Here is an 11,043-nt window from a genome sequence, read left to right as displayed (position 1 = left end):
TAATGTCGATACCGTTCTTTGGTCGGTTGTATCGGGTATTATTGTTCTATTCTTTTTGTTTAGGGCATCGCGTAAAGCTTCTTCAGGAGTACCAACACGCTTTCAAGCTGCGGTAGAAATTCTTGTTGAATTTGCTGAAACTCAATCAAGAACATTAGTAAGTGGTCCAAATGGTTATATCGCACCATTGGGGTTGACAATATTTTTATGGGTGATTGTGATGAACTGCATGGACTTAGTGCCTGTAGATCTTCCGATGACTTTGATTAATGTGTTTGGCTTAGAAGTTGAACATCAACGAATTCTTCCAACAGCAGACGTGAATGGTCCATTGGGCATGTCTATGGCTGTATTGGCATTGATTCTTTTTTACTCGTTTAAAGTTAAAAAGGTTGGCGGTTTTGTTAAAGAACTTTGCACTGCACCTTTTGGTATCTATTTATTACCATTTAATATTATCTTAAATCTTGTTGAATATATTTCTAAGGCATTCTCACTAGGTATGCGACTTTTCGGTAATATGTTCGCGGGTGAACTACTTTTCTGTTTGATTGCATTATTAGGTGCAACAGGCACATGGTGGGGATTTGGATTGCATTGGTTAGCAGGATCGGCATGGGCTATTTTCCATATCTTGATCATTGTTCTTCAAGGCTATATCTTTATGACTTTGACTTTAGTTTATCTAGGTCAAGCTCATGAGGCTCATTAAGAATTCAATCGATTTGGTTGGTGTTTTGTTAGTTTAGTTAGTTATTTTATTTTTAGGAGAAAAAAATGGACATGGGCATGATTGCTTTAGCGTGTGGAATTATCGTTGGTTTAGGTGCTATCGGTGCGGCAATTGGTATCGCATTGTTAGGTTCAAAATATGTTGAATCTTCAGCACGTCAACCAGAAATGATGGATAAGTTGTTACCTAAAGTATTTATTCTTGTTGGTCTTGTAGATGCTGCATTCTTGATCGGTGTTGGTATCGCTATCTTCTTTGCAATGGTTGTATTTAAGTAATAACTCCATTTCGTGGCGTTTGATATATTTGTCAAACGCCTTTTATGCATAGATTAGAATAGACAGGCAGATACAACATGAATTTAAATGCTACTTTATTTGCACAGTTTGTCGTCTTTTTTACATTGGTTTGGTTTGTGATGAAATTCATTTGGCCACCAATGATCAAAGCGCTCGATGAACGCCGTGCTAAAATCGCAGATGGCTTAAAAGCTGCTGAAGATAGCGTTGCGGAGAAATTAGAAGCTGATTCAAAAGTTAAGTTGCTTTTAAAAGATGCAAAACAAGAAGCCTCTTCTATTGTTACGCTTGCAAATAAGCGTGCAGAAGAAGCTGTCGAAGCATCAAGAGCACAAGCTAAAGAAGTGGCAGATAAGCAACTTCAAAATGCACAAGATCAGATTTTAGTTGAAACTAATCAAGCTAAAGAAAAACTAAGACAAGAAGTGGTTGCACTAGCACTAGAAGGCGCAAGTAAGATCGTTGGTAAAGAAGTAGATCGCGCAACGCACGAGTCAATGTTAAAAGATTTAGCATCACGTTTATAAGGCAATAGTTAGTCATGACAGATTATATTACAGTTGCTCGTCCCTATGCCAAAGCGGTGTTTTTGATTGCTAAGGAAGAGAATACTATTTCTGGCTGGAGTAATCTTTTGGCTGTACTCGATGAGATTAGTGCCGATGTAGAGGCGAGTGATTTTATCTCTCGCCCTGATTTTTCTCTGCAAGAAAAAACTCAGTTTTTGCAAACAGCAGTGGCTACGTTATTAAAACGTAAGTTAACGAATCAAGAAGCTAATTTTTTATCAGTAATTTTAAGTGCTAAGCGCTACGAAGTATTTCCATCCATTCGCCAAGCGTATGATGAAATGGTTCTTTCAGATGAATCTATTATTGAAGTTGATTTAGTGTCAGCTTTTGAAGTGAAAGAATCAGAAAATGAAATGTTCGTTAAAGCATTAGAAAAGCATTTCCAAAAAAGCATTAAATTGAATGTTTCAGTTGATCCAAATTTAATCGGTGGCGCAGTTATTAAGGCTGGGGATTGGGTTATGGATGGATCAGTAAAAGGACGTTTAGAGCAGATGACTTCTTTTTTGGTGCAGTCAGCTTAGTGGATTTACGATAAAAGAATTTATTATGTTTAAAGGATGATTTGAATTATGCAATTGAATCCATCAGAAATTAGTGATCTTATCAAATCTAAGATTGAAGAATTTGATGTAAAGCCAGAAGCAAGTACTGAAGGTACAGTTATTAGCTTGACTGACGGTATTGCTACTGTATACGGCTTAGATGCTGTAATGCAGGGCGAAATGGTTGAATTACCTCACGGTGTACGCGGTTTAGCGTTGAACTTAGAGCGTGATTCAGTGGGCGTTGTACTTTTAGGTGATTATGCAAGAGTATCTGAAGGCGACGTAGTTAAATGTACTGGTAAAGTTATGGAAGTTCCAATCGGTCCTGAATTATTGGGTCGTGTTGTGAATACATTGGGTCAACCAATTGATGGTAAAGGTCCAATCAATGCTACTTTATCAGCGCCTATTGAGAAATTAGCACCAGGTGTAATCGAGCGTCAATCAGTTGATGAGCCATTACAAACAGGCTATATCGCTATTGACTCAATGGTACCAGTAGGTCGTGGTCAGCGTGAGTTAATCATTGGTGACAGACAAACAGGTAAAACTGCGATTGCAATCGATACAATCATTAATCAAAAAGGTACAGGCGTTAAGTGTATCTATGTTGCGATTGGTCAGAAAAACTCAACAATTGCGAATATTGTTCGTAAGTTGGAAGAGCATGATGCAATGGCACACACAATCGTTGTTGCTTCAAGTGCAGCTGATCCTGCTGCAATGCAGTATTTATCAGCGTATGCTGGTTGTACAATGGGTGAATATTTCCGTGATCGTGGTGAAGATGCGTTGATCATTTATGATGACTTATCGAAACAAGCGGTTGCATATCGTCAAATTTCATTATTATTACGTCGTCCTCCAGGCCGTGAAGCTTATCCTGGTGATGTGTTCTATTTACATTCACGTCTACTTGAGCGTGCTGCTCGTGTGAATGCAAATTATGTTGAAGCATTTACAAATGGCGAAGTGAAAGGCAAGACAGGTTCATTAACAGCATTGCCAATCATTGAAACACAAGCGGGTGACGTTTCTGCATTCGTTCCAACTAACGTAATTTCTATTACAGATGGTCAGATCTTCTTAGAATCAGACCTATTTAATGCTGGTGTTCGTCCTGCGATCAACGCTGGTATCTCTGTATCACGTGTTGGTGGTGCTGCACAAACTAAAATCATCAAAAAATTAGGTGGTGGTGTTCGTTTGGCATTGGCTCAATATCGTGAATTGGAAGCATTCTCTCAGTTTGCATCTGATTTAGATGAAGCAACACGTAAGCAGTTAGAACGTGGTGAGCGTGTTATGGAGTTAATGAAGCAAGCACAATACCGTCCATATTCAGTATCAGAAATGGCAGTAGTTTTGTTCACAGTTGAAAAAGGTCATTTAGATGATATTGATGTGAGCGAAGTGAGTGCATTTGCTGCAGGCTTAGTAACTACGATGAATATTGAAAAAGCTGATCTCATGAAGCAAATCAATGAGACTGGTAATTACAATGATGAAATTGAGAACCAATTTGCACAAGCAATTAAGTCGTATAAATCGACAGAAGCTTGGGTTAAGTAGTTTTTCTCTTTCTTTATTTTAAATATTAGGATCTTTTCATGGCCGTTGGTAAAGAGATACGTACAAAGATTAAGAGTGTTAAAAATACTCAGAAAATCACAGGTGCTATGCAAATGGTTGCTGCTAGTAAGATGCGTAAAACACAAACGCAAATGCTAGCAACTAGTCCATATGTTAAGCAAATTGTGAAATTGGTTTCTCATCTTTCACAGGCTGATGTTGAATTTGATCATGTCTATTTATCCAAACGAGAAGTTAAGAAAGTTGGTGTTATTGTTGTTAGCAGTGATCGTGGCTTATGTGGTGGCTTGAATAATAATTTATTCAAGCTTCTAAGCTCGGATATTGCACGATGGTCAGAAGAAGGCAAAACAGTTGAGTTTGCGACCATTGGTAATAAAGCAAATACTTTCTTTAATCGTTATGGTGGGAAAATTTTAGCAACTGCGAGTCATTTAGGTGATCAACCAACAATGGCTCAGCTATTGGGTGTAATGAACGTTATGCTTGCAGCTTACCGTGATGGTGAGATTGATGAGCTTCGTATTTATGGCAATATTTTTGTTAATACGATGGTTCAGAAACCTGTTGGCATGCAGTTGTTACCTATAGACTTATCGACATTCGAATCGCTGAAAGTTGAAGTTGGTAAACACAAGCAAAATGATGAGATGATTGATTTGGCTCAAACAATGAAATGGGATTATATCTACGATATGGATCCTAAAAAATTGATTGATATTGTCCTCAATCGTTATATTGAATCAACAATTTATCAGGCAGTTGTTGCAAACATTGCATGCGAAATGGCAGCGAGAATGATCTCTATGCAGGCCGCAACAGACAATGCTCAGGCAATTGTTGATAATTTACAGCTCGTGTATAACAAAGCACGTCAGGCTGCAATTACTCAAGAAATATCTGAGATCGTTGGTGGAGCAGCAGCCCTATAAATCTGGGCAGATTGAATGAGAATAGTAATTTTTAGAGGTTAAATATGTCAGGAAAAATTATTCAGATTATAGGGGCTGTCGTAGACGTTGAATTTCCACGCGATTCAGTTCCTAGTATCTATAATGCATTAAAAGTTGAAGGTCAGGATTTAGTTCTTGAAGTTCAACAACAATTAGGTGATGGCGTAGTGCGTACAATCGCAATGGGTTCATCAGATGGTTTGCAACGTGATTTAGTTGTAACTGATACAAAAGGTCCAATTTCTGTACCAGTAGGTACAGCAACTTTGGGTCGTATCATGAACGTATTAGGTCAACCAGTAGATCATGCTGGTGATGTTGCGGCAGAAGCTCATTGGGGCATTCACCGTAAACCACCTAGTTATGAAGAACAATCAGGTTCTACAGAGTTACTAGAAACTGGTATCAAAGTTATCGACTTATTATGCCCATTCGCTAAGGGTGGTAAAGTAGGTTTATTCGGTGGTGCGGGTGTTGGTAAAACTGTAAATATGATGGAGTTGATCAACAATATCGCTAAAGCTCACTCAGGTTTGTCTGTGTTTGCAGGTGTTGGTGAACGTACTCGTGAAGGTAATGACTTCTATCACGAAATGAAAGATTCTAACGTACTTGATAAAGTTGCGATGGTGTATGGTCAGATGAATGAACCACCTGGTAACCGTTTACGTGTTGCTTTGACTGGTTTGACAATGGCTGAATACTTCCGTGATGAAGGTAAAGACGTTCTATTGTTCATTGATAACATCTATCGTTATACATTGGCAGGTACTGAAGTATCAGCATTGTTGGGGCGTATGCCATCAGCAGTAGGTTACCAACCTACATTGTCTGAAGAAATGGGTGTACTTCAAGAACGTATTACATCGACGAAGAAAGGTTCTATCACATCAGTTCAAGCTGTTTACGTTCCTGCGGATGACTTAACAGATCCATCACCAGCAACAACGTTTGCTCACTTGGATGCGACAATCGTATTGTCACGTGATATTGCTTCTTTAGGTATTTACCCTGCGGTAGATCCATTAGATTCAACTTCACGTCAGTTAGATCCATTAGTGATTGGTCAGGAACATTATGATGTTGCTCGTGGCGTTCAAACAACACTTCAGCGTTATAAAGAATTGAAAGATATCATTGCAATCTTGGGTATGGATGAGTTATCAGAAGATGATAAGCAAATCGTACAACGTGCTCGTAAGATCCAACGTTTCTTGTCTCAACCTTTCCATGTTGCTGAAGTATTTACAGGCGCGCCTGGTAAGTATGTAAGCTTGAAAGATACCATTGCTAGCTTTAAAGCAATTTTGGCAGGTGAATGTGATTCAATGCCAGAACAAGCTTTCTACATGGTTGGTGATATTGAAGAAGCAAGAGCACGTGCGGCTAAGCTTTAATCTAACGGAATAGGGAGTCTCAATGAATACAATGCATGTTGCCATCGTAAGCGCAGAAAAAGAATTGTTTTCTGGAGATGTCACTTTTTTTGCAGGTACAAGTATCTCTGGTGAGCTAGGTATTTTTCCTGGTCACTTACCATTGTTAACTCAACTTGTACCTGGTCAAGTTCGATTAAAGACAACTGACGGTGTTGAAGATGTGTTTTGGATTTCAGGCGGTATTCTTGAAATCCAACCTAATCAGATCATCGTTTTGGCTGAATCTGCGGAAAGAGCAGATGATCTTGATGAAGCTGAAGCTAAAGCTGCAAGAGAGCGTGTTGAGTCAATGTTGCAAAAGCAAAATGATGATTTCAACTTTGCGAAAGCTCAAACAGAATTACGTGAGATCAATGCGAAGATTGATGCAATTGAACGTTACCGTAAAATTGGTAAAGTTTAATAACTGTAATCAGTTTAATAAAAAAACCTGCATATGCAGGTTTTTTTGTAGCTATTGTTATGAACAATGGTTAGATATCTGATATTGTTTGAGTTGTATCAGTTGTTCTTTTTAATGCACGATCAGCAGCAACAGTAAAGAGTACATCAGTAGAAGAGTTAATTGCTGTTTCTACAGAATCTTGTACAACACCCACAATAAAGCCAATTGCAACCAATTGCATCGCTATTGTGTTATCAATTCCAAATAAGCTACAAGCTAACGGTATTAATAATAAAGAACCACCTGCAACACCAGAAGCACCACAAGCACCTATGGTTGCAACAAGACTTAATAAAATTGTTGATAAGAAATCTACTTTAATACCTAAAGTATGAACTGCAGCTAGTGTAAAAATTGTAATGGTTACAGCGGCACCAGCCATATTGATTGCTGCACCTAATGGCATTGAGATACTATAAGTTTCTTCATCAACATCTAATTTGCGGCAGAGTGCTAGGTTAATGGGTAAATTTGCTGCTGAACTTCGTGTAAAGAAAGCAGTTAAACCACTTTCTCTTAAACAAGTTAAAACTAAAGGATATGGGTTAGAGCGAATTTTCCAATAAACAATCACAGGGTTGACAATAAAGGCAACAATAGCCATCGCTAGTAATAGTATTAGAACCAATTGAATATAACCCACTAAGGCTTCTGCACCTGTCTCTGAGATCGTTGCTGCAACCAATCCCAATATCCCTAATGGCGCAAACTTGATGACAAAGCGAACAGCTTTGGTCACAACTTCAGCAATATCTTCGATGAGTTTGCGTGTTGTATGATTTGCTTGTCTTAAGGCAAAGCCAAATACAATTCCCCAAAATAATAAGCCGATATAGTTAGCTGAAACAATCGCATTGACAGGATTATCAACCATTTTAATGACTAGGTCATGAAGAACATCAATGATATTGCTAGGTGATGCTTGAGTAACAGCAGCAGGTAATGATGTGAGCGTGATAGGGAAAATATAACTGACGATGACAGCAACAACAGCAGCTGCAAAGGTACCAATCATATATAAAATAAGAATAGGACGGATAGCGGAACGATTTTTAGTATTTGTTTTATATTTTGCAATGGCAGCCATAATTAGGAAAAAAACCAGAACAGGTGCGATTGCTTTTAAGCCGTTGACAAATATTTCACCAAAAATTGCAACTGTTGCGGAAGCAGTTTTTGAGGTAAACCCTATGATAATGCCTAATATCAATCCGACAAAAATTTGTTGTATTAGACTATAGTTATTAATAAAATTAAAAAAACGCCTCATGTTCTCTCCTCATTTACAGTTTGCATTAATAATTTTAATGATCTGAAAAATATAGCAAGTAATTCTAATTTTGAAAACTGAATAAATTCGCAAGAAGAAACATGTTTTTATACAATAGCGCCATGAATATTTATAAAAGGAATATAAAATGAAGAAAATACAGGTTTGGGATCTACCAATCCGTTTGTTTCACTGGGCTTTAGTTGTAATGATAGTGGTCTGTATTTATACCATTAATCAAGAAAATATTACCGCACATCAATACGCAGGTATATTTGTATTGATTTTACTATTATTTCGTATTATTTGGGGCTTGATCGGTAGCTCAACGGCAAAATTCTGGGATTTTGTTAAAGGGCCAGTTACGATATATAACTATATGCGTTATGGTGTCAGTAAAACAGAAGGCCATAATCCTATGGGGGCTTATATGGTTTTGTTGATGTTGTTTGTTTTGTTAACACAAACGATCACAGGATTATTTTTAACTGATAATACATATCTGCATCAGGATTCTCCTTTATATAAACTGATTTCAGGTGATACGCGTAAATATTTTAAAATGATTCATCAATATAATTTATATGTCATTTATGTAATGATTGGTTTACACATTACAGCAATTTTGGGATATTTCTTCTTTAAAGGGCAAAATTTAGTAAAAACAATGGTGGTTGGCTCACGTAAAGAGAGCGAATGGCATTCACCAATGGCAAAAGAAATGAGTGGTAATAAGCCATGGCTAGCATTGGTGATCGTTGTTGTACTAGGAATTGTTGTGCCATATATGTTGTATGGTTATATGAAAAATATAGAATTTTTTGTTTGGATTCAAAATACAGCCCTTTGGTTGAAAGGATTGTTGTTTTGAGTCGTAGTTTATTAAAGGCATCAGCATGGGAACGCATAGGAATAACACTTTTAGTGATTATTCCTATGACTATTCTTTTGGGTTTGATTATTTATATTAAGTAATAACTGCGGATGGCATGAATATCCGCTTGTAGTATTTCTGAAAGGTAGCGTTCGCTACCTTTATAGTTTTCCTGTATAGATTGTATTGCTGTATCTAGATACACTTCTTGAACACCAAATAGGCGTTGTATAATCTCTTTAGATAATTGGCTTGTAGGGAGATTAGATTGCTCATTTTTGCGTGATTCATATAAAGCTAATGCAAACTCATTAGAGCGTAGATAGTCATCCATAATATCATCTTGATGAACGCCTAATGCGCTTAAAATTAAATAAGCTGCAAATCCAGTTCGATCTTTACCTGCACTACAGTGAAATAATAAAGTTTGCCCTTGATTTAAAGCATGGGCCAGAATTTGATACTGTGAGTGAAAGTGCGTTGGCAATACGCGGTAGATATTTTTATAGTAGAGATCAATATTAGATTGATTCAATCCTATGCGTTTAATTTCTTCGTGATCAAAAAAATTTGCAACATTCATTGCTGCAGATTGGCGATTAAACTGTTCATTGAATGATTTTTGGAGAGAAATTTGCTTTTCATGTTCATCTCTAAAGTCAATAACTGTGTTTAATTGGAATTTTTTGAGTTGGAATAGGTCATCTTGTGAGCCATATTCAGGAGCTGCACTTCTGAAAAGTTTATTCTCTTGAATCCTCGCATTTTCCTTGGTTTTAAGGTTGTTAAAGCTGCGAAAGTTCATAATTGATTTCATTAATTTCTCCCAAAATTGATCTATTTTTAGTCATATGCTTGCCAAGGTTATTATAAATGGATATTATACGCACCTCGACGCAATCCATGCCTGGGTGGCGAAATTGGTAGACGCAGCAGACTTAAAATCTGCCGACCCTTAACGGTCGTGCCGGTTCGATTCCGGCCCTAGGCACCATATCATAAAAACCTGACTTTATGTCAGGTTTTTTTTTGATCCATATTTGTGTCCATGCAATAATGACTCAAACAATAACGTATTTAATGTATAATTTAGATCAAATTTGCAACAATAGATTCTTATGAGGATAATAATGAGATTAGATCCATCAACTAAAAAATTATTAATTGTTTTTGGTGCACTTTTATTAGTTTATGCAGGTATTCAAACTTATAACATGGTGCAAGAGAAAAAAGATTATGAACGTTACCAAGCAATGATGGATAAGATTTATGATGAAAATCCAGGATTAAAAGAAGAAATGGAACAACAAGCGGAGTTAGTACGTTTGTATGGTCCTCGTGCTTTAGATGCAGATTTTAATGCAGGAGCATCAAGTTCAACAGCGGATAATAATTCTCGAAAAGTTGAAAAGTTAGAGGATGGTTCCGAAAAAATTACCATATTCTATGAAAATGGTGAGCCGCGTGAAGAGTATATTATGAAAAATAACCAATTAGATGGCTTATTTAAATTTTGGGATGCAAGTGGTAGGTTATTAGAAGAATCCGAATATCAAAATAATATTTTAAATGGTATTCAGAAGAATTTTTATACGAATGGTTCAATTAAAAATGAGATCACGTATGTGGATGGCCAAAAGAATGGATTAGCTAAGAACTGGTATCAAGATGGTAAACAATCTTCAGAAATAGAATATAAAGATAACAAAGTGATTAGCTCTAAATCTTTTTATCCAAATGGTGCTCTTCGTATGGAGGAGACTTTGAATGAAGCAACAGGTATTTTATCAACACAAGCTTTTTATAATAATGGTACGCTCAGTCACTCTTTTGATTCAATTGGTAATAAAAAAGAGGGCACACTTATTAAAAATGCACCAACAGGTTTTAAAGTTGCAGAAGCATCGTATAAAAATGGTGTAAACGATGGTTGGTGTCGTATTTGGAATGAAAAAGGTGAATTAGATACAGAATTATTTTATAAAGATGGTCAATTAGATCGTAGCCAAAAAATGACGGGTAATGCTTGTATTATTGATATTTGGCGTTTTGGTTTTAGGTAGTCGGATCAAAATATATTGATAACATGAAAAGCAGACGACAGTTCTGCTTTTTTATTTTTAAGATTCATAAAACTGTCATAAAACTGAAGCATAATTGTCATATTTCAATGTGAGAAAAGATATTGATGAAGAAAACAGTATTATTGATTGAAGATGATGAAGCGCTGAGAGGCATGTTAAAATTATTATTAACGAATAATAATTTTAATATTTTAGAGGCATCTGATTATCATGCCGCTATCTCAATGATAGCA

At 36.6% G+C, this 11,043-nt stretch carries 12 protein-coding genes and 1 tRNA gene; 11 read left to right on the top strand and 2 right to left on the bottom strand.

All coding sequences use genetic code 11. From position 1 onward, the window contains the following. The 8 genes from atpB to BZK14_RS08445 all read left to right on the top strand — a co-directional run. The coding region (atpB, locus tag BZK14_RS08480) for a F0F1 ATP synthase subunit A (RefSeq protein ID WP_245831259.1) at window positions 1-712 on the top strand (712 nt) is incomplete at its 5' end. A gap of 65 nt (window positions 713-777) precedes the next feature. Next, window positions 778-1,011 carry a F0F1 ATP synthase subunit C gene (atpE, locus tag BZK14_RS08475; protein WP_008316830.1) on the top strand — a complete coding sequence of 78 codons (234 nt, stop codon included), beginning with the start codon at window positions 778-780 and terminating at the stop codon, window positions 1,009-1,011. 77 nt (window positions 1,012-1,088) lie between these two features. Continuing rightward, window positions 1,089-1,559, top strand: coding sequence for a F0F1 ATP synthase subunit B (locus BZK14_RS08470; RefSeq protein WP_077926079.1), 471 nt, complete (start codon window positions 1,089-1,091; stop codon window positions 1,557-1,559). Window positions 1,560-1,573: 14 nt separating this feature from the next. Further along, window positions 1,574-2,128 (top strand): F0F1 ATP synthase subunit delta, encoded by a 555-nt coding sequence (locus BZK14_RS08465; protein WP_077926078.1) that lies wholly within the window; start codon window positions 1,574-1,576, stop codon window positions 2,126-2,128. A 48-nt stretch (window positions 2,129-2,176) separates the two neighbouring features. Beyond that, window positions 2,177-3,724 (top strand): F0F1 ATP synthase subunit alpha, encoded by a 1,548-nt coding sequence (gene atpA / locus BZK14_RS08460; protein WP_077926077.1) that lies wholly within the window; start codon window positions 2,177-2,179, stop codon window positions 3,722-3,724. Between the two features lie 38 nt (window positions 3,725-3,762). Next, window positions 3,763-4,677 (top strand): F0F1 ATP synthase subunit gamma, encoded by a 915-nt coding sequence (gene atpG / locus BZK14_RS08455; protein ID WP_077926076.1) that lies wholly within the window; start codon window positions 3,763-3,765, stop codon window positions 4,675-4,677. Between the two features lie 44 nt (window positions 4,678-4,721). Continuing rightward, complete coding sequence (gene atpD, locus BZK14_RS08450) at window positions 4,722-6,095, top strand: F0F1 ATP synthase subunit beta (protein ID WP_077926075.1); 1,374 nt, start codon at window positions 4,722-4,724, stop codon at window positions 6,093-6,095. 22 nt (window positions 6,096-6,117) lie between these two features. After that, window positions 6,118-6,540, top strand: coding sequence for a F0F1 ATP synthase subunit epsilon (locus tag BZK14_RS08445; RefSeq protein ID WP_077926074.1), 423 nt, complete (start codon window positions 6,118-6,120; stop codon window positions 6,538-6,540). Between the two features lie 70 nt (window positions 6,541-6,610). Here the strand turns inward: BZK14_RS08445 and sstT are convergent, their stop codons facing one another. Continuing rightward, window positions 6,611-7,852 (bottom strand): serine/threonine transporter SstT, encoded by a 1,242-nt coding sequence (gene sstT, locus BZK14_RS08440; protein WP_077926073.1) that lies wholly within the window; start codon window positions 7,850-7,852, stop codon window positions 6,611-6,613. A 148-nt stretch (window positions 7,853-8,000) separates the two neighbouring features. Between sstT and BZK14_RS08435 the strand changes: the two genes are divergently transcribed. Then, window positions 8,001-8,723 carry a cytochrome b/b6 domain-containing protein gene (locus BZK14_RS08435; RefSeq protein ID WP_077926072.1) on the top strand — a complete coding sequence of 241 codons (723 nt, stop codon included), beginning with the start codon at window positions 8,001-8,003 and terminating at the stop codon, window positions 8,721-8,723. Window positions 8,724-8,814: 91 nt separating this feature from the next. Here the strand turns inward: BZK14_RS08435 and BZK14_RS08430 are convergent, their stop codons facing one another. Next, a complete protein-coding gene (locus BZK14_RS08430) occupies window positions 8,815-9,543 on the bottom strand; it encodes a tyrosine-protein phosphatase (protein WP_077926071.1) in 729 nt (242 codons plus the stop codon). An 88-nt stretch (window positions 9,544-9,631) separates the two neighbouring features. Between BZK14_RS08430 and BZK14_RS08425 the strand changes: the two genes are divergently transcribed. Together BZK14_RS08425 and BZK14_RS13520 are read left to right on the top strand one after the other, a co-directional pair. Continuing rightward, a tRNA-Leu gene (locus BZK14_RS08425) sits at window positions 9,632-9,720 on the top strand. A 136-nt stretch (window positions 9,721-9,856) separates the two neighbouring features. Further along, window positions 9,857-10,789, top strand: a complete 933-nt coding sequence (locus tag BZK14_RS13520; protein WP_245831257.1) for a toxin-antitoxin system YwqK family antitoxin — start codon at window positions 9,857-9,859, stop codon at window positions 10,787-10,789. Window positions 10,790-11,043 lie beyond the last annotated feature (254 nt).

This window comes from Wohlfahrtiimonas larvae (assembly GCF_002006755.1).
Taxonomy (GTDB): domain Bacteria; phylum Pseudomonadota; class Gammaproteobacteria; order Cardiobacteriales; family Wohlfahrtiimonadaceae; genus Wohlfahrtiimonas; species Wohlfahrtiimonas larvae.
Note: the sequence above shows the minus strand (reverse complement) of the source record. Positions and strands in the feature narration are given on the sequence as shown.

Coding starts and splice junctions, on each gene's coding strand:
- atpE (WP_008316830.1), top strand. CDS start 778: ATGGACATGGGCATGATTGCTTTAGCGTGTGGAATTATCGTTGGTTTA.
- BZK14_RS08470 (WP_077926079.1), top strand. CDS start 1,089: ATGAATTTAAATGCTACTTTATTTGCACAGTTTGTCGTCTTTTTTACA.
- BZK14_RS08465 (WP_077926078.1), top strand. CDS start 1,574: ATGACAGATTATATTACAGTTGCTCGTCCCTATGCCAAAGCGGTGTTT.
- atpA (WP_077926077.1), top strand. CDS start 2,177: ATGCAATTGAATCCATCAGAAATTAGTGATCTTATCAAATCTAAGATT.
- atpG (WP_077926076.1), top strand. CDS start 3,763: ATGGCCGTTGGTAAAGAGATACGTACAAAGATTAAGAGTGTTAAAAAT.
- atpD (WP_077926075.1), top strand. CDS start 4,722: ATGTCAGGAAAAATTATTCAGATTATAGGGGCTGTCGTAGACGTTGAA.
- BZK14_RS08445 (WP_077926074.1), top strand. CDS start 6,118: ATGAATACAATGCATGTTGCCATCGTAAGCGCAGAAAAAGAATTGTTT.
- sstT (WP_077926073.1), bottom strand. CDS start 7,852: ATGAGGCGTTTTTTTAATTTTATTAATAACTATAGTCTAATACAACAA.
- BZK14_RS08435 (WP_077926072.1), top strand. CDS start 8,001: ATGAAGAAAATACAGGTTTGGGATCTACCAATCCGTTTGTTTCACTGG.
- BZK14_RS08430 (WP_077926071.1), bottom strand. CDS start 9,543: ATGAAATCAATTATGAACTTTCGCAGCTTTAACAACCTTAAAACCAAG.
- BZK14_RS13520 (WP_245831257.1), top strand. CDS start 9,857: ATGAGATTAGATCCATCAACTAAAAAATTATTAATTGTTTTTGGTGCA.